This is a genomic window from Dehalococcoidia bacterium, assembly GCA_028711995.1.
Classification (GTDB): Bacteria; Chloroflexota; Dehalococcoidia; order SZUA-161; family SpSt-899; genus JAQTRE01.
In genome coordinates, this window is the sequence record JAQTRE010000031.1 from 1 (window position 1) to 26,977 (window position 26,977).

A 26,977-nucleotide genomic window follows, 5' to 3' on the forward strand; every position below is an offset into this window, starting at 1 on the left:
CATGTTGGCGCTTGTTTTGGCGCTAAATTCGACCCGCCAGCCGATTCACTCAGACTTTAAACTTCGCAGCATAATATCAGGGTGACTCAATCAGAATTCCGATACCGGCTTTTTGCAGGGACGCCAGTTTTGAATTTTGACACGAATCCCTCCTTACGCCATTTCAATTTCCAGGTCTTTATTGATATTGATTCAATCCCCTTGACCGGCTATAAAGCGCTGTCTCGCTCGATGATCTCCACCGTGTTAGATATTCCCCGGAGTTCGGCTATATCTTCCTCAGTGAACAATCTCCACCCCCGTACGTCCCTGGTTTGCTTTTTCAGGACGCCTGCCTTCAACCAGCGGAGGAGAGTAGCCCGGCTGATGCGGATTTTCCGGGCTACTTCTTGAGTCCTGAAGTATGTCATTCCATCTATTTCAATTGGCATGGACACCTCACGTAAGTCGTCTTGACATATTAATGAGTATAGTCACAGCAATTAACAATCAAGTCACAATATGGGGCAAATAAGTCACAAAAATATCACGGCGATTGGCTGAGCCGCCGTCGAAAGCAGTCCACATTATTAACCCACGTTTATTTCTGGGGAACGCCAAGCAGAGGGTGGTTAACCACTATTATTATCGATCCAGGCGGAAGGCGATTCGGGGCATTACGGAATATTTCGAGGTCTTCTATAACCGGCAACTCAATACGCTCACTCGCCAATCTTCCCCTTTTGTAGTAAGATAAGGTTGAGTTTTTCTATCCAGTTGGTCTTCAGGAGGGTGCAGGAATGACCATGAAATTATTCAAAACAGGGAGGGAGTGGTATTTATGGCTGGCTTATATATTCTGCGTTGTCTGGGAGCAATTCTCTTTGGCCTCGGTGGGTGGAGGTTGGGGCTATTCATCAACGCCAAGAATCCCCCAATGGAAGGAACTCTGTGGATTGTGCTGCTTATCGTTTGTGGCGTTGCCGTCGGTTTCGGCTTCGTCTATTTTTTCCAAAAGTGGATGCCCGGAAAGATCAAACATGTCCCCGCGCAGACTCTTTTTGCGGCCACAGTCGGTCTTGTTATTGCGTTGATCCTCTCGGCCATTCTGACGTTGCCCCTCTCTCAGCTCCCGGAACCGTGGAGCTGGGTTTCACCGGCGGTTGCCTGTCTGGTGCTGAGTTATCTGGGTATATCGCTAATGGTCATGCGCGGTCGAGATGTGGGATCACTGGTCGGCCTGGTGCCATCAGTGGCAACGGGTCGGACTCATGGACGAGGCGGCAAATTTATTCTGGACACCAATTCGATCATCGATGGGCGTATAGCGGACATCATTCAGACGGGTTTTGTCTATGGAACCATGATCATTCCCAAGTTTGTCCTCGATGAACTGCACTATATTGCCGATTCCCCTGATCCGTTGCGGCGCACTCGCGGGCGCAGGGGATTGGATATACTGACCAAGCTCCAGAAGGATGCCGAAGTCCCCGTCCAGATATCGGATATCGATTTTGAAGGTGTCCGCGAAGTTGATACCAAGCTGGTGGAATTGGCCAAGGTGATGCGATGTCCCATTGTCACCAATGACGTCAATCTGAATCGAGTGGCATCGCTGCAGGGTGTCAGGATACTCAACATCAACGAACTGGTTAACGCGTTGAAGCCAGTGGTCCTTCCCGGCGAAGAAATGCGCCTTCGCATCGTTCAGGAAGGCAAGGAGCACGGACAGGGAATCGGTTTCCTCGATGATGGCACGATGGTGGTCGTTGAAGGGGGACGCCGCTATATCAATAATGAGATCACGGTTATAGTGAGCCGGGTATTACAGACGGGAGCGGGACGGATGATTTTCGCTCAGCCTCGGAATTAGGGAATGCGAAAGGAAAAGACAGGGGCGATTGTAGTGGCCGCCGGAAAGAGTCGGCGGATGGAGGGGACGGATAAGGTTTTCGCCGATCTTGGCGGGAAGCCGCTCCTGGCAAGAGTGATCAGCACACTCCAGGAATGTAATTGCGTGGACCAGATCGTGGTGGTGGTGAGTCAGGAAAATTTGGGGCGAGGGCAACAACTTCAAGACAAGTATAACTGGTCGAAAGTATCGGGGTTCTGTCTTGGGGGAGAAAGGCGGCAGGACTCCGTAAGGGAGGGGCTCAAGCGGCTGATCGGTTGCGATTGGGTGGTGATTCACGATGGCGGCAGGCCGCTGGTCTCGGTTGATCTGATTGAGAGGGGATTGGTTGAAGCGAAGGGCACAGGCGCGGCGATAGCCGCCGTGCCTGCCAAGGACACCATCAAGGTTGCCACGGCGGATGGCTTTGTTCAGAGCACGCTCCGGCGAGAGACTTTATGGGTAGTACAAACGCCGCAGGTCTTCCGCTTCGCTCTGATCGAGCAGGCTCATCATCAGATAAGAGAAGATGTTACGGATGATGCCATGATGGTAGAGCAATTGGGGCATCGAGTCAGGATCTATATGGGTTCATATGAAAATATCAAGGTCACTACGCCGGATGACCTGGCGCTGGCGGAGATGATTGTAAGGAACAGAGAACTCTGATGCGGGTTGGTATCGGTTACGATGTTCACAAGCTGGAGGAGGGGCGCAGCCTGGTGTTGGGAGGGGTGGAGATACCTTTCGAGAAGGGGTTGGTTGGCTGGAGCGATGCCGATGTAGTGATTCATGCCATCATTGATGCATTGCTGGGTGCCGCTGCTCTGGGGGATATAGGGACTCACTTCCCTTCCGGCGATTCCAGGTACAAGGAAGTATCGAGCGTACTCTTGCTTCAGAAGACAAACAAACTTCTTGGCGATCAGGGCTGGCAAGTGGGTAACATCGATGTGACTATCGTGGCCCATGAACCGAAGATGGGGCCGTTTATCGAAGAGATGAGAAGCCGGATCGCTGAGGCGCTTGCCACCAACAGTGAACTGGTAAGCGTGAAGGCCAAGAGCGGTAACGGAATCGGTTCTATAGGAGAAGGGAAAGGGATCGAGGCTTACGCGGTGGCATTGGTGGAAGCCAAAGTCTGAGGAGGTGTGAGGATGATAACGCAATATCTGCAAGAAGCCATGCGCCGGGCCAAATACAAGATTCTGGAAGATGGGACCTATTATGGGTGGATCGAAGAACTGGCGGGCGTCTGGGCAAGCGGTGTTACCCTGGAAGAATGTCGGACAGAATTGGGGTCAGTCGTTGATGATTGGTTGCTTTTGGGGTTGAAACTGGGGCATCATATCCCGCCCCTGAGCAATATTGATCTGAACACAGCGGTGGAGGCTCTCAAGTAAAATGCCCGGCCGCCTTGTTCCGCTGTCTTGGGACGCTTTAGTGCAGAGACTGAGAGGCCTTGGCTTCGAAGGTCCCTATCGAGGAGGCAAGCACTATTTCATGGTCAGGGGGACGCTAAGACTAACCATTCCCAATCCCCATGGCAGCGATATCAGCGTTGCCTTGCTCAAAGAAATTATTAACCGAGCGGGCATCAGCCGCGAGAAATGGCTGAAATAGACCGCAGAATCAGCGACGCGATTCCAAGGCGGCAGAGAAAAGGAATGCGAATGAAGATTTATAACACACTCACCGGCAAGAAAGAAGAATTCGTCCCCGGCGGCGATCAGGTCAAGATGTATGTCTGCGGGGTGACGCCGTACGACTCTTCCCATATCGGCCATGCCATGAGCTATATCAACTTCGATGTGGTGCGGCGGTATCTGGCATTCAAGGGCTATAAGGTCAGATATGTTCAGAATTTCACCGATATCGATGATAAGATCATCGCCCGGGCCAACAAGCTCGGCATATCGGCTCAGGAGTTGGCCACCCGGTTTATCGATGAGTACTTTGAGGATATGGATGCGCTGAATATCATGCGGGCCGATGTCTATCCGCGGGCTACCGAGGAAGTTGCGGATATCATCCGTGTGGTGTCTGGATTGATTGAGAAGGGCCATGCCTATGAGCTGAAAGGCGATGTCTATTTCCGCGTGCGGAGCGCAGATAAATACGGAAAACTCAGCCATCGCAATTTGGATGATATGCGCGCCGGGGCAAGAATAGAGGTGGACGAGGCCAAGGAGTATCCGCTCGACTTCGCCCTGTGGAAGGCTTCAAAGCCGGGGGAGCCGAGTTGGGAGAGCCCATGGGGAAAGGGGAGGCCGGGATGGCACATCGAGTGCAGTGTGATGTCTATTAAATACCTGGGCAACACGCTGGATATTCATGGCGGCGGACAGGACCTGATTTTCCCTCATCATGAGAATGAAATTGCCCAGAGCGAGGCCTTCACCGGAGAGCCCTTTGTCAGATGCTGGATGCATAATGGGTTGTTGCAGCTGGGGCAGGACAAGATGAGCAAATCGCTGGGGAACCTGATCACGGTGAAGCAGATTCTGGAAAAGTCCACCGCCGATGCTTTGAGGCTTTTCGTGCTCAGCTCGCATTATCGCAGCCCGTTGAACTATTCCGATGAAGGGCTGTCCGCGATGGAAAAAGGGGCCGAGCGGTTACGCCGGGCGGCAACGCTTGAAGACGTCAAAACGCCAAGCCGGTTGCTGGATGCAGCGCCTTATCGCCAGAGATTCATCGAGGCGATGGACGATGATTTCAATACGGCACAGGCGGTGGGCAGCCTCTTTGACCTGGCGCGCGAGATCAATCGGGCCAAAGAGGAAGGCATCTCGATTGTCGAGGCGCAGAAGGAACTCAGTGAACTCTCGGGCGTGCTGGGTTTGGAGATGGAAGAAGAGAAACACGAATTTGATGCCGGGCCGTTTGTCGATCTGCTGATTGACGTTCGGACCCAGCTCCGGTCGGCCAAGCAGTGGCAGATGGCCGATGTGATCCGCAATCGACTTTTGGAACTGGGCATTGCTTTGGAGGACACGCCCAAAGGGACTGTGTGGAAACAGAAGGGCTGAGACTCAAAATGTGGCAAGTGATCGGACAGGACAAAGCAGTCAATTCCTTAAAGCGCAGCCTGGCAGAAGGGCATCTGGCTCATGCCTATGTTTTCGTCGGGCCCAGGCATGTAGGCAAGATGACACTGGCAATTAATCTGGCGCAGGCGCTTAATTGCGCTTCGGATGAGAAACCGTGCGGCCAGTGCCATACCTGCCGGCGCATCGCTTTGGGCAAACACCCGGATGTGCGCGTCATCCAGCGGACCGATGTTGCCGAGTCCGAGGAATCGGCCCAGCGCAAGAACATCAGTATCGATCAGATCAGAGAGATGCAGCACAATGTGCACCTGAAGCCCTACGAGGGTGGCTGGAGGGTCATCATCATCGATGGGGCCGAGTTCATGAACGATGAGGCGGCAAACGCGCTCCTGAAAACACTTGAAGAACCCCCGGAGAGCACTCTTTTTGTGCTGATAAACACCGATGAGGGGGCTCTTCTGCCAACGATCCTCTCTCGCTGCCAGAGGATCGATCTTCTGCCTCTCTCCATCCGGGCCGCAAGGCAAGCGCTGGGGGAGCAATTCGGCGCCTCTCCGGAACGGGCTGACCTTCTGGCTCGGCTGAGTCACGGCGCGATCGGTTGGGCCATTCTGGCTGCCAGTGACGAAAGCATCATGGAGGAGCGTTCCCGGAATCTAGAGAGTTTCATATCGCTGGCAGATTCTGGAATCACCGAGCGGTTTGAGTTTGCCAATGGGCTGGCGACGTTGTTCGGTAAGAATCGCGCTTTGGTGCGCAGTCGGCTGGAGCTGTGGCTTACCTGGTGGCGAGACCTGCTCTTGGTGAAGAATAGCGGCATTGAGTTTATTACCAATCTGCACAAAAAAGAAACGCTTGAGCAGCAGGCGGGGAGATACAGTCTGAGTGCGATAGTGGGCATCATGAAATCCATTCAGGAAACGATGCTGCAGCTGGAGCAGAATGCCAATCCCCGTTTGGCTCTGGAAGTATTGATGCTGAACACAAGCGTTGAAAGAGAGAGAATCCATGCCTGATGTAGTAAGCGTTCGTTTTAAATCCGCCGGGCCGATCTATTATTTTGACCCGGCAGGCCTTGACTTGAAGGTCGGTGATTGGGTGATCGTCGATACCGCCCGTGGGCAGTCCATGGGCAGAATCATTGTAGCTTCTACGCCAATCCCCGATGGCGAACTTCAAGAACCATTGAAAGCGGTAGTTCGCAAGGCGGAGCCTGAGGAGTTGGGCAGAGTCAAAGAGCTCAAGGTTAAGGAAGAGGAGGCGCTGAAGAAATGCGCCGAACTTATCACCAAGCATGAGCTGCCGATGAAGGCGGTTACGGCTGAGTACAATTTCGATAGCAGCCACCTGACCATCTATTTTCGAGCGGAAGAGAAAGTTGACTTCCGGGCTTTGCTGAAAGAACTGGGCTCTGTTTTCAAGACCCGCGTGGAATTGCGGCAGGTTGGGGCCAGGGATGTGGCTAAGCTTCTGGGTGGTTCCGGGAGGTGTGGTCAGCCTCTATGTTGCACCAGGCACCTCAGCAAGTTCGATCCGATCACAGTGAGGATGGCGCGGGATCAGGATCTGCCCCTTAATCCGGCGATGATCTCCGGCCTCTGTGGGAAACTGCTTTGTTGCCTCAAGTACGAACATGAGCAGTATCTAGCCATGAAAGCCAGTTTGCCCGGAAAGGGGAAAATGGTGATGTCTCCCCATGGTCTGGGTAAGGTGGTAAAGGTCAATCCGATCAAACAGACCGTGATGGTCCAGCTTGAAAGCGCGGTAACCCTGGAATTTTCTGCTCAGCAAGTCAAGCTGCAGGCGAAAGGGGAATAGCCTCGGACATGTCGGGCAGAGCCGTTGGTTTTCACTGCAACCGTTTGAGCTATCTGGATGAGGCGATCACCCGGAACGGCCTGAGCCGGGGTGAGTTTTATAACTTTCCTGCTGGCGATATCGCCGCGCTCAAGAGGTGCATCACCACCCGGAATCTGGCCCGCAGCATTCACTCTCCGCTGGTGAAGCCGGATTGGTATCCAGATCCTCCCACATGGTCTTTCCTTTGTGATGTTGAGGAGACCAGCCGGAGTCGCACTTTCCGGATGATCGAACAGACCCTCGATCACGCCCAGGACATCGGGGCCGAGTACGTCATCGTTCATTTTCCCACCCCCAGCACCGACGCCCAGGGAGAAAGCGAGCAGGAACTCCTCGATATCGCCTGGAAGAGTTGCGACCAGCTGGCGGAACTGAGCGTCAAGTGGTCCGTTCCCATCCACATCGAAGGATTGGGGAACAGCCCTCACTTGAACGACGGATTTCTGATCGAGGTGCTTCGCCAGTATCCGCTCCGCTACTGTTTCGATACCGGACATATGCATCTGGCATCGAAATTGCGCCACTTCGATCTGTATGAATTTGCCGGGACCATTGCCGGGTTCGTCGGCTCAATGCATCTCTGGAACAATCGCGGCCATCACGATTATTTGACCTTCCGGCATATTGCTATTCACCCCAGCCAGTTGCCTGAGGAAGGCTGGGTAGATATCAAGAGGCTGCTGGGGATTTTGCAGCCAACCTGTCCCGTGATCTTTGAGTATCCGACTTTCTACCCCGAAGCGCTGGGGCATCATGATTATCGCGACGGAGTCAAATGGGTAAAAGAACTTCTGGCAATATCTTCTTGACCGGCTTCTCTTATACCGGAAAGACGCAGGTGAGCCAATTGGTTGCCAAGCGTCTGGGATGGAAACTGGTGGATACCGATGACGAGATCGTCAGGCTGGCGGGCAAGCCCATTCCCGAGATATTTGCCCAGGACGGCGAGGAGCATTTCCGGAAGCTGGAGCGTCAGGCGCTGGCCAACGTTTGCCGGAGAAAGAGCACTGTCGTCGCCACCGGCGGAGGGATCATTATGGCACCCGAAAACCGGCAGATGATGAGGGGGTCAGGAGCGATCATCTGTCTGGAGGCGCAACCGGAGACCATTCACCGGCGACTGCTCATCGACTCTGCTAACTCGAAGGATAAAGTGGTTCGACCTCTGCTGGCTTCTCCGGACCCGCTGGCGCGCATTATTTCCCTGAAACAATCCCGTCAAAACGCCTATGTCGATTCCGACTGGACGGTGCACACTGATCACCTGACCGAGGAAGAGGTGGCGACTGAGGTTATCCGAGGTTGGAATTACATCTGCAAGGGCGCGGCAAGTAAGGGCGCGGCAAGCAGCGCCCCTACAGAAGAAACCGCTGCTGTTGTGACCACTGCCACCGAGAGCTATCCCATCTTTGTCGGGTGGGGCATTCTGGATACGCTTGGGCAGCGGATGAAGGATGCAGGGCTCTCCGGATCTGCCTATGTGATCAGCGAAGATCACGTGTTCCCTCTCTATGGCGAGCGGGCGGAAGCATCTCTTCGGGCGGCAGGATTCACCGTTGCCTCATTTGTCGTGCCTTTCGGGGAGAAGAGCAAATCCATTGAGATCGCTAAGAAAATCTACGATTTCCTGGTGGAGCGTCGCGCGGAGCGCGGACATGCCATCGTGGCTCTGGGGGGCGGGGTGATTGGCGATCTGGCCGGATTTGTGGCGGCCACCTTCCTGCGCGGGATGCCGCTGGTTCAGGTTCCCACCAGCCTGATGGCGATGGTCGATTCTTCTATTGGCGGCAAAACGGCTATCAATCATCCCCAGGGCAAGAACCTGATCGGAGCTTTCCACCAGCCGCGCCTGGTTCTTTCCGATGTGGAAGCGCTTTCCACGCTCCCGGAGCGGGAGCTGATCTCCGGCTGGGCAGAAGTGATCAAGCACGGACTCATCCGCGATGCCGAGTTCTTTGAGTTTCTGGAGAAGAATCAGAAGGAGCTCACCCGACTGGACCGCAAGGCCACTACCGAGGCCATTAAGAAAAGCGCTGCCATCAAGGCCGCTGTGGTCAGCGAGGATGAGAAGGAATCCGGGATTCGCACCCTTTTGAACTACGGACACACCATTGCGCACGGACTGGAGACTGCCAGCGGATATGGTCAGTTGTTGCATGGCGAGGCGGTCGCCATCGGCATTATGGGCGCTGCACGGATTGCCGAGCAAGTCGGCCTTTTGGGCCGCGACGCAGTGGAGCGGCAGAACAATCTATTCAGGGGCTTTGGCCTGCCGGTGGTCAGTCCCGATGTTGATCCTCAAGCTGTCCTGAAGGCCATTGAGCTTGATAAAAAAGTCCAGAAGAAATCCGTGCGCTGGGTTTTGCTGGAGGAGATCGGCAGGGCTATAGTCAGGGCGGATGTGCCGCCGGAGGTGGTGAGGGGAGTGGTGGGAAATTATGATCATCGATAGGAGCGACTGTGATGCGATATGAAACTTATCCTCACCGGTTTGCTGATATCATCTTGAATTCAGATTATGAATTGAAGCAAGAGATCGAAAGGGCAATAGCTGCTATAGATTTCAAAGAGGCAGAAGGGAGATTTGTTCAGCGCAATAAGGAGAAAAAGACTGGTGGAAAGAAGGAGTCTAAAGGCAAGCAATCCACATTGAATGAAATGTTTAAAGAACAATTTACCATTATGGGATGGGAATCCGAGAAAAATGTCTTCAACGATCCTTCAAATGATCTCACCATCGATTTCTGGAAGCGCAAGATTGGTGTTGATGTGGCTTTCAATCACAGGTCTTTCATTGGTGGAGATCTCTTAAGACTCCAAGCCGCTGCCGAAGTGAAAAACATAATAAAAGTTGGTGTCTATATTTGTCCTACCAAGGCATTTGCAAAATCGGTCAATGCTACTGATGCTGCATCGATGGTATCCTTCGAGCGCGCGAAATGGTACTTGGAGAATTTTATCCAGTGTTCACGGTTCCGATATTGCTCATTGGGCTGATCGGCTAGAAGGCAGAGCGTAGGGTGGGCTTGAGCCTACCATCATCTTCACTCAACATGGATTCCCGCCTCCGCGGGAATGACAAAATCACCATCACCCGTTCGGCAGGCTCAGGGCAGGCCTTAATTCTCTCCCATCGAAGCCGAGGAAAAATGCCTTCCATCGCTTCTTGAGAGGATAGGGTACAGGATGCAATCGACACCAATATCACCGAGACCATTCAGATTATCATTGATGATCGAGCGATCCTTGAAAGGCATAAGCTGGCAGCTCCGATTGACAACTGTCACCAAATGATGAATTATTTGACTAGGTTTTGGGATAATATGGTTAAGCGGACTCGAATTTCCTGAGGTGGACGTGTAGGGTACGCAAAACCGGGGTTTTCTTTGAGAACTTCGGCCCTGTGTGATGTGTCGGATATCCAAATGGGGGCTCCAGAGATAAAAATGCAAGTCGGTTCGGGGGCGAGGCACAATCTGAAAGTGATCGATTTCGAGGAATCGGTTTACGTCTACAATTACGATTTTCATTCCAGAGAGGCGGCGGCATTCAACGTGGATTGGCCGGTAACTATTGTTTTTGTAGGGAATGCCTCTGTATCCAAGGTTAAGGCTCTCTATTGGGCCGATCACGGGGAGAAGAAGTCATTCAATTTTCGAGATGGCGATCTTTCGGAATGGCTTGAGGACGAGGGGACGAAATCGAAGGGGATCACCGCTTGCCATATGAGATTGTATGCGGCGAATGGTGACTACAGTCAGAATGTGAAACTCGGGAAGTGCGTGATCGGCACAACCCACTATGACAAATGTGAGGGATGGCCGTGGCCCTGGCGTCATCAAGTCGGGTGGAGTGAGGATGCGGGGAGAGAAGTTCTGCGCATAGCCAAGAAGAAGGGATATCGGACCGTTGAGAAGATGTGGAATTGGAATAACTACGAAGAGGGTTACTGGGAAGGGAATCGCTGGTATCAATGCGATGGTTGGGTTTCTGTGATCGAGATACCCTAATCGGGACGAGATACTTGAGAGATTAGGTTATGCCAATATCATTCGCGAGCATCTTTGGAACTGCCAGCCTGTTATATCGCCTTTCAGGTGGATTTCGAGCGATCAAGTGCCGTATGTCCGTTCGGATTGCCTCTGCAAAGGGCTGTTTTTTTCAGTCAACCAGCGCTGCCCCAAGCACATCACATGAGGGGGGATGAAATATCGATGTTAGCAATGTTAAAAATGCGAATCTCGAACGTGCTTCAGGTGAAGAAGACCCTATGGAAAGGCACAATCATTGCTTTGCCAATCGGAGTAGTTTTCTGGATACTATCTGGCCTCTTAGGGGCTGTGAATGGGCTTGGGGACAAACTACTGACCCTGTTCTTCCCGGGGAGGCATATTGCATGGGGCTTTGGATTCTTGGTCATACTCTTTTTCATCGTTTTTGTCGGTAGAATGGAAGTCCACTTTGAGGGAAGGGAAAGGAGTACATGGCAAACCATCAAGCAGAAGAGCGTAGGTAGAATTCCATTCTTCGGGCCCCTGTTAGCCAGCAACAAAAAGATATTATCTTATGAGGACTTCAAACGATTGACTCCATGTAAGTTCTGGCTTTCCGGTACTACACCCCACTATGGCTTCATAATCAATGAGCAGAAGGTCAAGGGAGCGGACACAGAGATCGATGTTTATCGGCCCAATGTACCTTCTATAATTCCCGGCGATCTGTTCCCTCTGAAGAAACGACTGGTGATAAAACTCGGAAATTCCCCGACGGATATTCTGGATAAACTAACAAGCGTGGGATTCATCAGCTCTGCGGAGGAAATCCCGATTCCCTGGGATGATGAGACAGAGGAGGAATTCCGGGAGAGAATAAACCTGACGCCTTTGGAGATAGCAGTCAAGAGAATAATTGCAGCGCAGGTTCGATAACCTTGGCTTTTCTTGCCATTTGCTTCAACTATAGTTCACTGACCAAAACAGCGGGAATCGAAGGTGGCTGAACAAAGTGCTGATTGACAGGCCATATCTCTTAGAGTATATTAGTGGTATGAAAATAAAGACATCTATCACACTTTCAGAGGATCTGTTGAAGGCTATCGATGGCTGGGTCGGTCAGCACAAGAATCGCTCCGATTTTATCGAGACAGCGGTGTGGACATTTATCACCCAGAAGACGCGTGAGGAACAGAACAAGAAAGACCTTGAGACCATCAATCGCTGTGCCGACCGTCTGAATGAAGAGGCAGCCGACGTTCTGGCTTATCAGATTTCACTATGAAGCGCGGTGAATTATACAGAGTCGATCATCCTTCAGCCAGAGATCCAAAGAAATCGAGGGTGTTTGTTGTCGTCAGCCGACAAGTTCTCATTGATTCCCGGTTTTCCACCGTTATCTGCGCTCCGATCTATTCCATTCACGATGGGCTTTCCACTCAAGTGCTCGTTGGTGAAGATGAGGGGCTGAAACACAGCAGCAGTATCCACTGTGATGAATTGGTTAGCCTTGCCAAGTCGGCCCTAACCAATTATGTGGGCATCCTCTCACAGCAGAAAATTCAGGAACTCAGCCAATCTCTTGGTATTGCCCTCGATATACAGGAATAGGGCGACTGCATCTGCCTTTACAAGGAAATCTGCTCCAGGGAGTATTCCATACTCCCTAATCCCAGGGTGGCTGCGTGGGCAATATGTTCTATATCCTCCGGACCGTGTTTTTCTCGGAGGGGCGTAGCCTGAATATCCTTCAGCAACTGCATACCACAGGAGTCCAGTGCACCGGGTCTTTGCCTGCCAGCATGTAGCCCAGCTTGATCCGGTTTCCGCCATGGCGTCTCTCGTTGGCCTGCTCGTAAGTCTCGATGGCATCAACGATGAACAGATTCGCTTTTATCACGCGGTTGACCTCGGCGATTCCCTTGCCCAGGCTCTTCAGTTTGGAGTGCATCATCACACGCTCCCGGTTGCGCAGTAAGCCAAATTGGTTCTTGAGGGCTCCGGTCATGGAGGTCCATTTGTGGGGCTTCAGAACTGGCAGCGAGATCATATGGTCGCAGTCGAACGCCAGAGCCGATATCTCCAGGCTCATGCTTTCTGTTTTGAATTTCTTGAAGGGATGTTCCCTCACATCCTCAAGCGCAACCCCCCTTGCCCGGCAAACTTCAGCCAGCGGATGAGCGCCCAATTCCTTCCGGGTGATGCGCAGATCGACGGCCGGGCCATCGGCAACGATGATTCGGCAGCCTGACTGGATGAGAAAGTCTAGAACCGAGGCCAACACTTCGGGGTGAGTGGTTGTGGGGTATTCTTCGTGAGAAACCAGATTGGGCTTGACCAGCACTTTCATGCCCTCACGGAAATCCGAGCGGAACTTTTCCATCACCCAATTGACAAAAGGAATCCGGTTTTCGGTCCGGGAAAGGTAAACAGCGGGTTTCTCCATGGATTGATTGTAGCAAACGCCGAACCGAAAATCCTGGGCAGGCGATCGGAAAATTTGACATGCGGCCGCATTTGAGGTATATTAGCCTGCGTGATATCAAGAGATAAACTCAAGCGTTAGACCTCGTCTTCGACCTCGATTTCCATCGGTCGTCATTCACCCGGCAACCACAAGAATCGCGAGCCCCGTAAGTGAGGAGTCCATGACCAGTGAAAGTATTCGAAATGTAGCCATCATTGCGCACGTTGATCACGGCAAAACCACGTTGGTCGACCAGCTCTTGCGCCAGAGCGGGCAATTCCGCCAGAGCGAAGTTTCAGGAGAGTGCATCCTCGATTCCAATCCGCTGGAACGAGAGCGAGGGATCACTATTTTGGCCAAGAACTGCGCTATCGACTATACCGATCGTAAGGGGCGGCAATTCCACATCAATATCGTCGATACGCCGGGGCATGCCGATTTCAGCGGTGAAGTGGAGCGAGTGCTCCGAATGGCTGATGGCGTTCTGCTGCTGGTCGATGCCGCCGAGGGCGTTATGCCGCAGACTCGTTATGTTCTGTCCAAAGCACTGGCGCTTGGCTTGAAGCCTGTGGTGATCATCAACAAGATGGACCGTCCGGATGCGCAACACCGCAACGTGCTGAGTGAGGTTTTTGACCTGCTGGTTGATCTGGGCGCTGATGAGCATGCCCTCAATTTTCCCACTATCTATGCCTCTGGACGGGAAGGCTGGGCGGCCAAGGATCCCACCAAGCCGGAAGTGGGAAGTGTTCATGACGTGTTCGATGCTATAATCGAACACATTCACCCGCCGCAACTCGATGGTAGCGCGCCTCTGCAGGCGCTGATCACCACTCTGGACTACAATGACTACGTGGGGAGAATCGCCATTGGGCGCGTATTCGCGGGTACCATGCGGGCCGGAGAGGATGTTGTCATCATTGATCGAGAAGGCAAGCATTCCAAGCAGCGCATCAGCCAGCTTTTCCGATTTGATGGTCTGGGCCGAAAGGAAGTGGACCACATTGACGTTGGGGACCTGTTTGCCTTGGTAGGACTGGACAAGTTCGAGATCGGGAACACCATCGCCGATCTTAGCCATCCGATAGCTTTGCCGACTGTGGCCATGGATTTGCCCACGATCCAGATGGCATTCCGTGTCAATGATAGCCCGTTCAGCGGTCGAGAAGGTAAGTATGTCACCGGACGGCAGGTCCGGGATCGGCTGCTCAAGGAAGTGAAGTCTAATGTGGCGCTCCGGGTGGAGGACAGAGGCGACGAGATCATCGTCTCGGGCCGGGGGGTTCTTCATCTGGGAATCCTGCTGGAGAATATGCGTCGCGAGGGTTATGAGCTCACGGTGGGTAAACCGGAAGTCATCTATGAGTATAAGGGAGACAAGAAACTGGAGCCCTTGGAATTACTGGTGGTCGATGCGCCAAACGATAGCATCGGCGCTGTGATGCAGCTCCTGGGAGACCGGCATGCGGAGATGGTGAACATGGAAGTTGCCGGAAATCACACTCACCTTGAATTCAAGGTTCCGGCGCGAGGACTGATCGGCTTGAGATCCAATCTCCTGACCGCCACCAAGGGCGAGGCCATTATGCACCACCGTTTCATGGAGTACGGTGACTTTAGGGGAGAGATTCCGGGCCGAATCAATGGCGTGATGATCGCTACCGAAACGGGCCAGGTGACTACTTATGCCCTTGATCAGCTTGCCGACCGGGGCATCATGTTTGTTGAACCCGGAGCCATGATATACGAAGGCCAGATTGTGGGGGAGTACTGCAAGGATAAGGATATCCCGGTGAATGTTGTCCGGCAGAGAAAGCTGACCAACATGCGTAAATCCACCAAAGAGATGATGATCATCCTCAAAACCCCGAAAAGGCTGGAACTGGAGGACGCTCTCGAATACATTGATGACGATGAATTGGTGGAAATCACTCCGGATTCGATCCGCTTGCGTAAGAGGCGCCTGACGGATAATGACCGTCGCCGGGAGCGGAGACACGGGCCTGCCCTCGACTGATATCGGGGGTTAAGTCAGACTTTTTCAGCACCCTGCTTGACTTCGATGCACTTGTCGAGAAGTGGGGGCTGTTTGCATTTGCAGGGCAAATCCGCTTAGAATAATAGTAACCAAGCCCCAAAGAACCTTGGATCAGGAGATGCAGGATTCCTCCTTCCGGGGGCTCGGGGGTGTCCCCCGAATTCCTCAACCCTCCCCCAAGATTTGGGGCCAGGGGGTTGATTCAATCAGAGATTGTTAGCCATGATGGCCAGGGATTAAAGGTGAAAATACTTCTCGTTTATCCAAGATACCCCGATACCTTCTGGGGTTTTCAGCATGCCTTGAAGTTTATTTCCAGAAGGGCATCTTTTCCTCCGCTGGGCTTACTCACGGTTGCCAGCATGCTTCCTGTAGAATGGGAGAAGAAGCTGGTCGATATGAATGTCACTTCGCTGAAGGACAGGGACATTAAATGGGCGGATTGCGTTTTCATCAGCGCCATGATCGCCCAGAAGGAATCCACCAAGCAGGTCATCAATCGTTGCAACAAAGTTGGGATCAAGGTTGTTGCCGGAGGGCCCGTCTTTACCTCGGGATATGAGGAGTTCAAAGGCGTAGATCACTTCGTTCTGGGCGAGGCAGAGGCAACTCTTCCGCAATTTCTGGAAGACTTCCAGAAAGGGTGCGCCATGCGGGTTTATGCTTCCGATGAGCGTCCAGATATCACCCGGACACCTGTTCCCTCATGGGATCTGATCGAAGTCAAGCATTACGTTTCGATGCCGATCCAGTACTCCCGAGGCTGTCCTTACGATTGCGAATTCTGTGACATCGTTGTCATGAACGGCCGTGTTCCTCGAACCAAGAAGCCGTCCCAGATTCTGCGGGAACTCAGCGCCATACACAGAACAGGGTTCCGAGGGTCCGTGTTTATTGTTGACGATAATTTTATCGGCAATAAGGTCAAGGTCAGGGAATTGCTGCCGAAAGTGATTCGATGGCAGAAGAAAACCGGCTATTCTTTCAACTTCCTCACTGAAGCATCGCTCAATCTTGCTGATGACGAGGGGCTGATGCACATGATGGTCGAGGCAGGATTCGACAAGGTCTTTGTGGGCCTGGAAACGCCGGTTGAGGAGAGCCTGGTCGAGTGCAACAAGTTCCAAAATGAGAATCGCGATATGACAGCGGCGGTGAAGCGAATTCAAAACCAGGGAATGCAAGTTCTGGGCGGATTTATTGTGGGCTTTGATAATGACCCTCCCAATATCTTTGAGCGGCAGATCAGTTTTATCCAGAACACCGGCGTGGTTACTGCCATGGTCGGAGTGCTCACTGCTCTGCCGAAAACCAAGCTATACGAACGTCTGAAGACCGAGGGACGTTTGGTGAAAGCCAGCTCCGGCAACAATACGGATGGCTCGGTCAACTTCATTCCCAAGATGGATACCGAGGTTCTCAAAAACGGCTATCAGAAGATCATCCAGACGATTTATTCTCCCAAGAAGTACTATGAGAGAATAGAAACGTTCCTCAAGGAATACAAGCCTCCGAAGAGAAAACGCAGAAGGGCTTCTTTCGCGGAGATCAAGGGCTTCCTCAAGTCGCTCTGGTATCTGGGAATCGTGGGGAAGTCAAAGTTCTACTACTGGAAGTTCATGACCAGGGTTGCCCTCAAGCATCGCCGGTCATACCGGGAAGCGATAGAACTGACTGTCTACGGACATCACTTCCGGAAAATCACCGAGAAACTCCAGCGGCAAACCAGCCCACAAAGGTCATAAGGCTCGGATTTTTGGATGCTAACTCATGGCCGCTATCTGTTGCTTTAGCTGAGCCAGCGCCTTGCCATATTCCGCATCCAGTTTTCCGGAGACCTGACGCCAGTTTTCCTGAAACTCCGGGGTGCTCTCCACATTCAGTTTCCCCGTGGGGCGTTTGCCCGTTTTCTGTTGGATGGCCTGGGCCATCGCCCGCTCGAAATTCGACTTCAATTGTTCAAAATTTTGTTTGGCTGTTTGACCATAGTAGTTTGAGAGATTGGCCAATTGGTCTTTGGCCTGCTTCAAACCATTGGCATCCTTTTTCAGGGATGAGAGCCCATGGAAAACGGCCTCATTCCTGGCGGCATCAGTCTCTTTTTTGGGCAAAACCAGGTTTTGGAGAAGGATAGCCTCCACAGCTTTCGATACGTATTTCCGGGCTTCAGCATCGAATTTGTCCAGTTCATCGGCGAGGCTATACTTTAGGTCTTTAAGAAATTCAGAAGCAATCCGTTCTCCTTCTGAGCGGTGCTTCATTTCGTTGAGTTTCTCTTGAGATACTTCGATCTTGTCGGCTCTTTCCAAAGCCCTATCGAGAGCGCTTTTCATGAATCCGTCACTCATTTGGGCTACCTCCACTGATTACTACTGCCACGTCCACCATTTGTTGAATACGAAATTGAACAGTGTAACTGCCATTATACCTAAGACTGCTGAGAAAATGTAATAGACACCGGTAACCTCGGTAAAGAAGATCAGTATACCCTCGTTGATACCGAAACCCACCATGCAGACGAGATTAAACTTTGCCATTCGAGCCAATACGGATCGATAGGCCGAGGTTTGTCTATCTCGAAATGTCCAGTGTTCATTCCAGGCGAAGTTGTTGATGATGGAAGCCTCCACGGCGATGGCATTGGAAAAGGCATAGAACATCCCGAAACCCTCGGTCAGCAGGGCCAGAATCCCGAGGTTAACTACCACGCCGCTCAGGCCCACAGCGCAATACATAATAAAGCGCCGTAGTTCCCCCTCACTCCTGATCAGGCGATAAAGGTGCTTCAGGTAGTTGACTTGTTCGGTCCAGTTGAAATTGCTCTTCCCTCTTTCCCGCCCTGTGAATACATAGGGGACCTCTGTCACGGTATTGTGCTTGCCTTTGACCAGAATCTCCAGCAGAATCTTGTATCCGATGGGATTCCATTGGATGCCTTCAGTCACCTTTTTTCGGAAGAGGAAGAAACCAGAGAGAGGGTCCTTCACGTTTCTGATTTTGGCAAAGAGAAAATGCGGCATTATTTTGGCGCCGATGGAGATCACTTTCCTGGTGAAAGTCCAGTCTTCCACTCCGCCGCCGTTCACATATCTGCTGGCGATGACGATATCGGAATGGCCCATCTCTCGATACAGATCGGGGATTTTTTCTGGAGGGTGCTGCAAATCGGCATCGATCACTCCCAGGACGTCGCCCTCAGCATGTTCGAATCCGGCGATGACCGCCGAGGCCAAGCCCAGCTTCCCCTCGCGGTGAATCACTTTGATCGGCCTCTCCCGGGCCAGTTCGTCTGCCAGTTCTCCGGTGCCGTCAGGGCTGTTGTCATCGACGACGATCAGTTCATAATCGATCTGAGACAGTGCATGATGAACCCTCTCCACCAGGATGGGGAGATTTTCCTTTTCGTTATAGGTTGGAACAATGATCGACAGTTGAGTCAAAATGGGCCATCCACGAGACAAAGACTCACGGCGGGTTCAAGGAGCCGTGAACAGGCGGTGAAGGTCTTCGCCAGTTATCTTCTCTAGATTATCCGTCACCAGGTCTGCCTTGGCAAGGGCTTCTCTGGGATGAGTGTTGGTTACGGCAATGCATTTCATTCCGGCGGCTTTGGCTGCCTCTACGCCGGCAGTGGCATCCTCAATCACAATGCATCGGCCTGCCGGAATACCGAGACGCCGGGCGGCTAGGAGAAATATTTCTGGATCAGGCTTTCCTTTTTTTACATCGTCCCCCGATGCAACACAGTCGAAGTATTCGGCGATGCGCAGAGAAGAGAGAATGAAATGGATATTCTCAGAGGGGGCCGATGAGGCCAGTGCGATTCCAGCATTCATCCCTTGCTGGGCCTTCAACAGTCTCAAAACGCCGGGAAGCAGACTGACATCATTCTTGATCTTGGAGCGGAAGATGGCTTCTTTTTCCCTGGCGAGAGTCTCGATTTGTTCTGTTGTAAGGCTTTCAGGAAGGGTTTTCAGAATGTCATCGTTGCGACGTCCAAAGTCATGCTGAAAATCCTGTTCGCTATAGACTTTCCCTCTGGCTTCAAAAAACTCGCGCCATGCTGAAAAATGAAACGGTCCGGTATTGGCGATCACCCCGTCCATGTCCCATAGTATCGCCTTATCGAATTTCTTTCCCAAAATACTCTACTTCCCGCCGATCAGTGTCAGGAATTCGGCGCGGGTGGCGGCACGCTGTCTGAATATACCTCTCATCGCAGAAGTGACAATTTTACTGCCCGGTTTTTTAATCCCTCGCATTGTCATGCAGAGGTGCTCAGCTTCCATGATCACTGCCACTCCCATTGGTTCCAGAACGTTCACCATGGTGTCGGCGATCTGGGAGGTCAACCGTTCCTGCATCTGGGGGCGCTGTGCGAACACCTCCACCACCCTGGATAGCTTGCTTGCCCCGACAACCCTGCCCCTGGGGATATAGCCAATGTGCGCCACGCCATGGAACGGCAAGAAATGGTGCTCGCACATGGAGTAGAAAGGGATATCTTTGGCGATCACCATCTCGTCGTGGCCTTCTTCAAAGCCGACTTTGAGATGTTCCTCAGGGTCCTGATACATGCCGCTGAAGATATCGGCATACATCTGGGCGATGCGCTTTGGAGTGCCTTTCAGACCCTCTCGTTCGGGGTCTTCGCCAAGCGCCTCGATGATCGAAAGCATGGCTGCCTGAATTTTATCCTGATCAATCACCCCATAACCTCCCACTGAACCGCTGGTATTTGCCTCAAAGAAAGGCGTCATCCTAAATGTTCATGCTTCGACAAGCTCAGCACGAACGTAACACTTTCCCTCCGTTCGCCCTGAGCTTGTCGAAGGGGGCGGAGAAAAAGAGCAGTTACGTTTAAAAAACAAGTACGAGTCTAGTGATCGGCTACTTGGCCAGCATAATCTTCTCAATGGCAGACAGATCAGCCGGCACTTCGTTAATGGGCGAAGCCTGCTTTAAGGCCGTATCGGGGTCTTTTAATCCGTTCCCGGTGATGATGCAGACCACCTTTTTCTTCTTCAGGTCGAGACCTTTGGCCGCCAGCTTGATCAGTCCGGCCACCGATGCCGCCGATGCTGGTTCCCCGAAAACCCCTTCTTCAGCCGCAAGCCTGCGATAGGCATGCAGAATCTGGGGATCGGTGACGCTATCGATGACGCCGCCGGATTCTTCCCGCGCGGCTACGGCTTGTTTCCAGCTCGCCGGATTGCCGATGCGGATGGCGGTGGCGATGGTTTGAGGATTCTCGATGATCCTGTTTTGAACGATTGCCGCCGAGCCCTCGGCTTCGAATGCCATCATCTTGGGACGGATTTTGGCCCTGCCTGCCTGATGATATTCCACAAATCCCTTCCAATAGGCGGTGATATTGCCCGCATTCCCCAGGGGAAGGAAAAGATAGTCCGGCGCTGTCTCCAGTGCATCGACGATCTCAAAGGCGGAAGTCTTCTGGCCTTCAATTCGAAATGGATTGAGGGAGTTGACCAGGGTAATAGGATGCTTTTCGGTGATGGTGCGCACCATCTTCAGTGCCTGATCGAAATTGCCGTCGACGCTGATGACCTGTGCTCCGAATATCATGGCCTGGGCCAGCTTCCCCAGAGCGATGTTCCCTTTGGGCACCAGAACGAATACCTTCAGTCCAAAACGTGCCCCGTAAGCAGCCGCTGAGGCGCTGGTATTTCCGGTGGAAGCGCAGGCAATCGCTTTGCTGCCCTCCTCCACAGCTTTGGCCACGGCAAAAACCATCCCTCGATCCTTGAACGAACCGGTGGGATTGCAGCCCTCAAGCTTGAAATAGAGCTCGCAACCCAGTTCCTTCTCCAGCTTGCGAGAGCGAACCAGCGGGGTATTTCCCTCGCCGATGGTCAGGATCGGTGTGTTGAGAGTCATAGGAAGAAAATCGCGGTATTTTTCTATCAAGCATTGCATTTGAATCAATCCTCAACTCGTATAAGATTACTGATCTCCCTCACTACCTCAATCTGCTTCATCTGGATTATTGCCTGCTGCATGGCACGTTCCTGTGCGGGGTGGGTCATAATCACGATTTCGGCGCTTCTGGATTGGCTGTGAGCTTCTTTCTGGATGGCCGATGAGATGCTGATGAGATTATCCCCAAACACCTTGGTGATTTTGGCCAGCACGCCGGGCTGGTCTCCGATAGTCATCCGAATATAATATCGAGTTTCGATATCCTCCATCGGAATGACTTTCTTGGGCACATCAAGGTGCAACCCTGATTTCTCTCGCTTACCCAGAACAATATTCCGCGCCAGGTGAATCGCATCGGCGACGACGGCATTGGCGGTAGGGTCGGCACCTGCGCCTCGGCCATAAAATATGATTCTGCCGGAGAGGTCTCCCTCGGTCTGTATGGCGTAGAATACCCCATCTACTTTTGCCAAGAGCATATTTTCCGGGATGAACACAGGATGAACCCTCACTTGAACCGCTGGCCCTTCGTTCTTGGCGATGGCCAGGAGCTTGATGGCATATCCCAGCTCCTTGGCATAGCGGAAATCCTGAGATGCGATGCGGGAGATACCCTCGCGATAGACATCCTCGGGGCGGATATCGGTGTGGAAGGCGATAGTAGCCAGAATAGCGATCTTGTAAGCGGCGTCGATTCCCTCGATATCGTTGCGGGGATCGGTCTCCGCGTATCCTAGAGCCTGGGCTTCCCTGAGCGCCACGGAGAATTCCAGCCCTTCCTTATCCATCCGGGTCAGGATATAGTTGGTGGTGCCGTTGATGATGGTATGGATGGCCGATATGGCATTGATCTGAAGGGTTTGTTCCAGAGGAGCGATGAGTGGAATGCCGCCGCCCACGCTGGCTTCATATAACAGGCCCACATGATGCTCATCAGCCAATGCCAGAAGCTCAGGTCCATACTTGGAGATGACCTCCTTGTTGGCAGTGACGACGTGTTTGCCGCTCTTGATGGCTTTTTCGATGAAGTCACGGGCGGGGACTTCCCCCCCGATCAGTTCAATGACGATATCGATATCGGAATCCAGGAGGATATCTTGCGCGTTGGGGGTAAACGTGTGAGGGTCGATTAGCGCTGAGTGCTGTTTTGTCCTATCGAAGTCCGCGACTCTCTTCAATTGGAGGGGAACGCCAATCTGCTTGGCAATGGAATCGGGTCTTTCTCTGAGGATTTTCGCCACACCACTACCGATGACCCCTAACCCGATTAAGCCGACGTTGATCCTATCTCTCACCCCAGATCACTCCCACTCAGAAAAGGAACTCATTGCAGGGCTTTTTGTATTGCCAAGGTTTTCAGTTCGGCGGATAGTAAGTCCGTCACGGTGAACGTCTTGCTTTGTTCCTCAAACCAAGCGTTGAATGATGCATTGATCAGCTGGTCTCTTTGGGCTTCTTCCACCAGCCGGGAGTCTTCCCTCTCCAGGACCTGGATGATCCAATAATCCGTGTTATCTGCCGATGTGCTTGCGGGGATCGGTTTGCTGAGAGCTCCCAGCTCTAGGCTGAAGGTAGCTTCCTTAAAACTCTCTCCATATTTGGCGATTGATATATCTCCGGGAAGCCAGCCCAAGTCCCCCCCGCTAACCCTCGATGGGGTGTCTGTGGAGGACTCCTCAGCTAAAGCGGAGAAATCTTCACCGCTGGCCAGTCTCGCTTTTATTGTTTCACGGACTTTTTCAGGATCTTCATTGCCGGGGCTTACTGTCGGCTCTTCAACCTGTCCCTCTTCCGCGGTGATGGATACCGAGTTGATCTCAGTAACTGCAGCCTTGACATCAATCAGAATTCCTTGCACGCGCGCTTGAGGCATTTCTTTGGCAACGTCCTTCTCACCGATGTAATCTCGGACCTTCTCTTGCAAGATATTCAGCGAGATCTGTTGCCGGTAGAACTTTTCGGATATCCCGATGCTCTTCAATTGTTTAAGAAGCGTATTATAGGAAGCGGTTGGAGTCGGAGTGAGAGTGGCATCGGGGGTCTGCTCCGAACTGTTTTCCGATGCTTCGGGCGGAGCGAACTGCTCCTCGATGTTTGCATCGATCTCTGCCTCTGTTACTCCCAGGCCCAGTGTCAGCGCAAGCTGCCGAATCATTTCCTGAGACTGCATTGCATTGAATATGTATTGGGCAAAGTCGGCGTGATAAGATGAAGTGTACTGGCTTATCCCGGCGAAGCGGAGAAGCTTGACATAATCGCCGAGGTCGAAGGATCGATCATTGACTTTAAGGATGGTCTCGTGGTCTTCTTCGTTCTGGCTTTGGGCATGATCATAGAAAGCATAGCCCACCAACCCCAAGACGAGAACGATAACGGCAGATACCGAAATGAGTATAATTTGCTGCCTCTGCTGTTCTTTCTCCCAGCGCGAGGCTCGTCCTCTGGTAACCGCCCATTCCGGGCGCTCTTTGTTGTTTTTAGCCACAGATAAAATACCTTTCCAGCACAAGCCCCAGGAAACCTTAAATCCCGGGGGATGATCGAAGTTCTTCTGTACCGAGGGCGTTTATGAGAATCGATCCCTGGTCCCTACACCACCACTCCCACGGATATGCTCTGCCGTATAGGGCAGAAGGGCAAGATACCGGGCCCTCTTCAGGGATGCACTTAGCAGCCTTTGATGTCTGGCGCAAACACCGGTTCTATGCCGAGGCTCCATCCTGCCGCGATCAGAGATGAATCGACGCAGCATCTCAACCTCTTTGTAATCGATTTTCTTGGATCTATCCACACAGAACGGACAGACCTTACGTTTTGGAATATATCTTCTTCTTTCCCGTATCACTTTTTCTCCATTGCCTAATGCGATTTATGTTCCAAAAACCCTATTCAAAGGGAAGTTCTTCTGGTTCGATTGCTTCTGCAATCTCGTCGAGCTCGGGCCCTTCTCCTTCAGGATGCATGCCCACTGCCCGGCGGTCAAGAAAGATAACCCTGCTAGCGTGAATTTCCACTCTGAATCGCCTTTGCCCATCCTGCCCTTCCCAGCTGCGGGTTCTCAGCCTGCCTTCGACGTAAACGCGTTGTCCTTTGGTTAAGAATTGGTTGCAACTCTCGGCTTGTCTGTCCCAAGTGATAATATCAAACCACTCGGTCTCTCTTTTCCGTTCCCCATCGGGAGCATTGAAATACCGGTTGGTAGCCAGACGAAAAGATGTCACCGGTTTTCCATTTGGCGTGAACCGCATTTCCGGATCACTGCCCACATTCCCGATGACCATTATCTTGTTTAGCCAAGCCATTCCAAAGCTCCTTTTTGATATGCTAGTCTTCCAATCTTATCAGCAAATGACGAAGGAAAGTTTCAGAGATGTTTAGGTTGGCCTCTAGCTCTGCTGCTTTGGATGGGTCGAGGTCCATTTTCAACAGCACGTAGTTACCCTCTGAGTGATGCTGAATCGGGTAAGCCAGCTTTCGCCTTCCCCAGTGATCTGTTTGTGAGATGACGCCGCCGTTTTTATTAACGAGTTCTGTGAGTTTCTCCATTGCCTGGGGAACATTTTCCTCGGCAATATTCGGATCTATGATTACCGTCAATTCATACCTGTTCAAATACTCATTCTCCCTTGAGTTGTTGATTCTCCCTGAAGATGGATTATTATAGCATGCGAACGAATCGGTGAGCAAGCCTATGATACATAGCGTGTTTATCAATGGCTGTCTTTCATGATTAGCCGGATAGTCTTGATGATAAACGAGTCGTCGGAAATTGGTAAGGCTCATTTTGTGTTGGAAACGACTTTAGGTTGATTCTGTCTAGTTTTGGTGTTATTATAGTCTACGCTTGTTCAATGGGGGGTGAGGAGGTTGCCTTCTTTAGCAGGAGTTTCGGGCCATTAGCTCAGCTGGTTAGAGCGCGGTCCTGATAAGACCGAGGTCCCTGGTTCGAGCCCAGGATGGCCCACCATAGGTATAAATAGATAGAAACTCTGGCGGGTTTCTTTTTCTTTCCTGGGGAGCATTGGCAGGTATTCTTCAAGTTATTTAACCTCTTATTAGCGCATTATATGGGGTCTATTCGGAGGGTCCCTAACATTTCTCATCAGGGTGCGTTAGGATTAGGATAGGTTGATCGTTAAGCGTACGACTACTTTGATCCCAAAGACATCACAGAACGGGTTCCTCACTCATAATCATAGAATCCCTTACTGGACTTGCGCCCATACCAACCCGCAGTGACCATCTGCTTTAGGATAGTCGGCGCCGCGTATTTGGGGTCCTTGAATTCTTCATACATGGCTTGTCCAACGAAGCAAAGCGTGTCAAGTCCAATGAAATCCGCCAGCGTCAATGGGCCCATCGGATGGTTTAACCCCATCTTTATGGCAGCGTCGATGTCTTCCCTGGTAGAGACACCATTCTGAAGGGTGCGCATGGCATCGAAGAGGTATGGAATGAGAAGCAGGTTCACGATGAAACCGGGCGTATCTTTGGCAACTACTATCTCTTTGCCAATGGAAACGCTGAATTTCTTAGCGGTCTCCATAGTCTGCTCACTGGTAGCGATTGTCCTCACTAACTCTACGATCTTCATTACCGGAACGGGATTAAAGAAATGCATCCCCATTACTTGGGCAGGACGTTTTGTGGCTGAAGCTACCTCGATAATCGACAGGCACGAGGTATTGGTAGCCAGAATGGCATGTTTTGGACAAATTCTATCGAGATCGGCGAATATCTGTTTTTTGACAGCCATCTTTTCAACGGCGACTTCGATCACGATATCACAACCGCTGAAATCATTGAGGCTGGTGGTTCCTTTCAAGCGCGATAGCGCCGCATCCGCATCCGCTTTAGCCATCTTTCCTTTCTCTACGTTCTTCAAAAGGATGCCCTTGATCGATCCCAACCCCTTCTGCAAGAGCTCATTGTTTATCTCAGAAACTATTGTCTGATAGCCCGACTGAGCGCAAACCTGCGCTATGCCCGATCCCATCAACCCGCATCCCACTACTCCTACTTTCTTGATCTCCATAACTTTATCTCCTTTCTTGAAGGTATTCTTAACCGCTTGAGTAGAGGTTCCTCAATCACCCCTCTTTATCTGAAATGATGGCCCTGGGCAAAGGAGGCTTGGAGGCCATGCCGAACTCTTTGAAGGCTGCATCTCGTATGGTCTCCAGATCCGATCTCAGTTGATCGCGCTTTGCTTTAGACTTCGGCAGAGATGACATAATCCGTTGAATTGATTCGGACTCTTTTCCTTGGCGATAGAGACTCTGTCCCTTGTCTGTGGTGAGGATTTTCACCTTGCTCTTGTTGTCCGGGTCACTGACTCGCGTTACCAGCCCCGATTTCTCCATTCTGCTCAATAGCGCAGAAGTGGCGTGAGGTGTCCGGCCCAGCCATCGGGCGATCCTCCCGATAGTTGCATTGCCGTCCATCAGGCTTACGGAAAGCAAGGCGCGGAATTCCATGTCCGTAAGGCTTTGCTTTCGCAGCTCTCTTGCCCTCACCCTTTCGATCATATGGTTGGCTTGCGTCATCAAAACCCAAAGCTCATACTCAGGCGTGAAAGTCCAGGCTTCTCTCGGTAAATCAATATCGCTGATGGCTCACCTCCTCTAATGCCAGAGGCTGTTTAGTTTTGATTTCAGCCTCGACTTTGACTGATTTTGTAATGCCTTCACCCCCACGTATCTGGTAGAATCAACTCAGATTCAGATTGAGGGGGAGAATCCTCCATGAGAACAGCCA

31 protein-coding genes and 1 tRNA gene are annotated in these 26,977 nt (G+C 51.9%); 18 read left to right on the plus strand and 14 right to left on the minus strand.

Going from position 1 to position 26,977, the window contains the following annotated elements; genetic code table 11:
• Positions 1 to 209 precede the first annotated feature (209 nt).
• A complete protein-coding gene (locus tag PHV74_06385; GenBank protein ID MDD5093989.1) occupies positions 210 to 431 on the minus strand; it encodes a MerR family transcriptional regulator in 222 nt (73 codons plus the stop codon).
• 389 nt (positions 432 to 820) lie between these two features.
• Here PHV74_06385 and PHV74_06390 point away from each other — a divergent pair, with 389 nt between their 5' ends.
• The 15 genes from PHV74_06390 to PHV74_06460 all read left to right on the plus strand — a co-directional run bounded on the left by PHV74_06390 (position 821) and on the right by PHV74_06460 (position 12,386).
• Complete coding sequence (locus tag PHV74_06390) at positions 821 to 1,852, plus strand: PIN domain nuclease (GenBank protein MDD5093990.1); 1,032 nt, start codon at positions 821 to 823, stop codon at positions 1,850 to 1,852.
• A gap of 3 nt (positions 1,853 to 1,855) precedes the next feature.
• The gene (gene ispD, locus PHV74_06395) at positions 1,856 to 2,539 is read left to right on the plus strand and encodes a 2-C-methyl-D-erythritol 4-phosphate cytidylyltransferase (GenBank protein MDD5093991.1); all 684 of its coding nucleotides are present in this window, start codon (positions 1,856 to 1,858) and stop codon (positions 2,537 to 2,539) included.
• The gene (ispF, locus tag PHV74_06400; protein MDD5093992.1) at positions 2,539 to 3,015 is read left to right on the plus strand and encodes a 2-C-methyl-D-erythritol 2,4-cyclodiphosphate synthase; all 477 of its coding nucleotides are present in this window, start codon (positions 2,539 to 2,541) and stop codon (positions 3,013 to 3,015) included. Before ispD ends, ispF begins: the two co-directional genes overlap by 1 nt.
• 12 nt (positions 3,016 to 3,027) lie before the next feature.
• Positions 3,028 to 3,273, plus strand: a complete 246-nt coding sequence (locus PHV74_06405; protein ID MDD5093993.1) for a type II toxin-antitoxin system HicB family antitoxin — start codon at positions 3,028 to 3,030, stop codon at positions 3,271 to 3,273.
• Between the two features lies 1 nt (position 3,274).
• Entirely contained in the window at positions 3,275 to 3,493 is a 219-nt protein-coding gene (locus PHV74_06410; protein ID MDD5093994.1) for a type II toxin-antitoxin system HicA family toxin, read from the plus strand.
• Positions 3,494 to 3,543: 50 nt separating this feature from the next.
• Positions 3,544 to 4,902 carry a cysteine--tRNA ligase gene (gene cysS, locus PHV74_06415; protein MDD5093995.1) on the plus strand — a complete coding sequence of 453 codons (1,359 nt, stop codon included), beginning with the start codon at positions 3,544 to 3,546 and terminating at the stop codon, positions 4,900 to 4,902.
• Complete coding sequence (gene holB / locus PHV74_06420) at positions 4,884 to 5,939, plus strand: DNA polymerase III subunit delta' (GenBank protein MDD5093996.1); 1,056 nt, start codon at positions 4,884 to 4,886, stop codon at positions 5,937 to 5,939. Before cysS ends, holB begins: the two co-directional genes overlap by 19 nt.
• The gene (locus PHV74_06425; GenBank protein ID MDD5093997.1) at positions 5,932 to 6,741 is read left to right on the plus strand and encodes a stage 0 sporulation family protein; all 810 of its coding nucleotides are present in this window, start codon (positions 5,932 to 5,934) and stop codon (positions 6,739 to 6,741) included. The genes holB and PHV74_06425 overlap by 8 nt, the downstream gene beginning before the upstream one ends.
• A gap of 8 nt (positions 6,742 to 6,749) precedes the next feature.
• The gene (locus tag PHV74_06430; GenBank protein MDD5093998.1) at positions 6,750 to 7,592 is read left to right on the plus strand and encodes a TIM barrel protein; all 843 of its coding nucleotides are present in this window, start codon (positions 6,750 to 6,752) and stop codon (positions 7,590 to 7,592) included.
• Positions 7,559 to 9,235 (plus strand): 3-dehydroquinate synthase, encoded by a 1,677-nt coding sequence (aroB, locus tag PHV74_06435; GenBank protein ID MDD5093999.1) that lies wholly within the window; start codon positions 7,559 to 7,561, stop codon positions 9,233 to 9,235. The genes PHV74_06430 and aroB overlap by 34 nt, the downstream gene beginning before the upstream one ends.
• An 11-nt stretch (positions 9,236 to 9,246) precedes the next feature.
• Positions 9,247 to 9,780: a BglII/BstYI family type II restriction endonuclease gene (locus PHV74_06440; protein MDD5094000.1), complete on the plus strand. Its 534-nt coding sequence runs from the start codon at positions 9,247 to 9,249 to the stop codon at positions 9,778 to 9,780.
• A 449-nt stretch (positions 9,781 to 10,229) separates the two neighbouring features.
• Positions 10,230 to 10,793, plus strand: a complete 564-nt coding sequence (locus PHV74_06445) for a hypothetical protein (protein MDD5094001.1) — start codon at positions 10,230 to 10,232, stop codon at positions 10,791 to 10,793.
• A 204-nt stretch (positions 10,794 to 10,997) separates the two neighbouring features.
• The gene (locus tag PHV74_06450) at positions 10,998 to 11,711 is read left to right on the plus strand and encodes a hypothetical protein (GenBank protein MDD5094002.1); all 714 of its coding nucleotides are present in this window, start codon (positions 10,998 to 11,000) and stop codon (positions 11,709 to 11,711) included.
• 118 nt (positions 11,712 to 11,829) lie between these two features.
• Positions 11,830 to 12,060, plus strand: a complete 231-nt coding sequence (locus tag PHV74_06455) for a ribbon-helix-helix domain-containing protein (GenBank protein MDD5094003.1) — start codon at positions 11,830 to 11,832, stop codon at positions 12,058 to 12,060.
• A complete protein-coding gene (locus tag PHV74_06460; GenBank protein ID MDD5094004.1) occupies positions 12,057 to 12,386 on the plus strand; it encodes a type II toxin-antitoxin system PemK/MazF family toxin in 330 nt (109 codons plus the stop codon). The genes PHV74_06455 and PHV74_06460 overlap by 4 nt, the downstream gene beginning before the upstream one ends.
• A gap of 139 nt (positions 12,387 to 12,525) precedes the next feature.
• Here the strand turns inward: PHV74_06460 and PHV74_06465 are convergent, their stop codons facing one another.
• On the minus strand, positions 12,526 to 13,221 hold the full coding sequence (locus PHV74_06465) for a DUF362 domain-containing protein (GenBank protein ID MDD5094005.1): 696 nt from the start codon (positions 13,219 to 13,221) through the stop codon (positions 12,526 to 12,528).
• A gap of 202 nt (positions 13,222 to 13,423) precedes the next feature.
• Between PHV74_06465 and typA the strand changes: the two genes are divergently transcribed.
• Positions 13,424 to 15,259, plus strand: coding sequence for a translational GTPase TypA (gene typA / locus PHV74_06470; GenBank protein MDD5094006.1), 1,836 nt, complete (start codon positions 13,424 to 13,426; stop codon positions 15,257 to 15,259).
• Positions 15,260 to 15,522: 263 nt separating this feature from the next.
• Positions 15,523 to 17,025, plus strand: coding sequence for a DUF4070 domain-containing protein (locus PHV74_06475; GenBank protein MDD5094007.1), 1,503 nt, complete (start codon positions 15,523 to 15,525; stop codon positions 17,023 to 17,025).
• Positions 17,026 to 17,043: 18 nt separating this feature from the next.
• On the opposite strand, the gene PHV74_06480 is transcribed toward PHV74_06475, so the two are convergent.
• The 10 genes from PHV74_06480 to rpsF all read right to left on the minus strand — a co-directional run bounded on the left by PHV74_06480 (position 17,044) and on the right by rpsF (position 24,832).
• On the minus strand, positions 17,044 to 17,628 hold the full coding sequence (locus PHV74_06480) for a hypothetical protein (protein MDD5094008.1): 585 nt from the start codon (positions 17,626 to 17,628) through the stop codon (positions 17,044 to 17,046).
• A gap of 21 nt (positions 17,629 to 17,649) precedes the next feature.
• Positions 17,650 to 18,720 carry a glycosyltransferase family 2 protein gene (locus PHV74_06485; GenBank protein ID MDD5094009.1) on the minus strand — a complete coding sequence of 357 codons (1,071 nt, stop codon included), beginning with the start codon at positions 18,718 to 18,720 and terminating at the stop codon, positions 17,650 to 17,652.
• A 36-nt stretch (positions 18,721 to 18,756) separates the two neighbouring features.
• On the minus strand, positions 18,757 to 19,422 hold the full coding sequence (locus tag PHV74_06490) for an HAD family phosphatase (GenBank protein ID MDD5094010.1): 666 nt from the start codon (positions 19,420 to 19,422) through the stop codon (positions 18,757 to 18,759).
• Between the two features lie 6 nt (positions 19,423 to 19,428).
• A complete protein-coding gene (gene folE / locus PHV74_06495; GenBank protein MDD5094011.1) occupies positions 19,429 to 19,989 on the minus strand; it encodes a GTP cyclohydrolase I FolE in 561 nt (186 codons plus the stop codon).
• A gap of 181 nt (positions 19,990 to 20,170) precedes the next feature.
• The gene (thrC, locus tag PHV74_06500) at positions 20,171 to 21,217 is read right to left on the minus strand and encodes a threonine synthase (GenBank protein ID MDD5094012.1); all 1,047 of its coding nucleotides are present in this window, start codon (positions 21,215 to 21,217) and stop codon (positions 20,171 to 20,173) included.
• A 5-nt stretch (positions 21,218 to 21,222) separates the two neighbouring features.
• On the minus strand, positions 21,223 to 22,515 hold the full coding sequence (locus PHV74_06505; protein ID MDD5094013.1) for a homoserine dehydrogenase: 1,293 nt from the start codon (positions 22,513 to 22,515) through the stop codon (positions 21,223 to 21,225).
• A gap of 29 nt (positions 22,516 to 22,544) precedes the next feature.
• A complete protein-coding gene (locus PHV74_06510; GenBank protein ID MDD5094014.1) occupies positions 22,545 to 23,705 on the minus strand; it encodes a peptidylprolyl isomerase in 1,161 nt (386 codons plus the stop codon).
• A gap of 81 nt (positions 23,706 to 23,786) precedes the next feature.
• On the minus strand, positions 23,787 to 24,062 hold the full coding sequence (gene rpsR / locus PHV74_06515; protein MDD5094015.1) for a 30S ribosomal protein S18: 276 nt from the start codon (positions 24,060 to 24,062) through the stop codon (positions 23,787 to 23,789).
• A 43-nt stretch (positions 24,063 to 24,105) separates the two neighbouring features.
• Positions 24,106 to 24,522, minus strand: a complete 417-nt coding sequence (ssb, locus tag PHV74_06520; protein ID MDD5094016.1) for a single-stranded DNA-binding protein — start codon at positions 24,520 to 24,522, stop codon at positions 24,106 to 24,108.
• A 22-nt stretch (positions 24,523 to 24,544) separates the two neighbouring features.
• The gene (rpsF, locus tag PHV74_06525) at positions 24,545 to 24,832 is read right to left on the minus strand and encodes a 30S ribosomal protein S6 (protein ID MDD5094017.1); all 288 of its coding nucleotides are present in this window, start codon (positions 24,830 to 24,832) and stop codon (positions 24,545 to 24,547) included.
• 278 nt (positions 24,833 to 25,110) lie between these two features.
• Here rpsF and PHV74_06530 point away from each other — a divergent pair.
• Positions 25,111 to 25,187: transfer RNA gene (locus PHV74_06530), tRNA-Ile, on the plus strand.
• Positions 25,188 to 25,403: 216 nt separating this feature from the next.
• Here the strand turns inward: PHV74_06530 and PHV74_06535 are convergent.
• Positions 25,404 to 26,249, minus strand: a complete 846-nt coding sequence (locus tag PHV74_06535) for a 3-hydroxybutyryl-CoA dehydrogenase (protein MDD5094018.1) — start codon at positions 26,247 to 26,249, stop codon at positions 25,404 to 25,406.
• Positions 26,250 to 26,310: 61 nt separating this feature from the next.
• Positions 26,311 to 26,748: a MarR family transcriptional regulator gene (locus tag PHV74_06540; GenBank protein ID MDD5094019.1), complete on the minus strand. Its 438-nt coding sequence runs from the start codon at positions 26,746 to 26,748 to the stop codon at positions 26,311 to 26,313.
• Positions 26,749 to 26,977 lie beyond the last annotated feature (229 nt).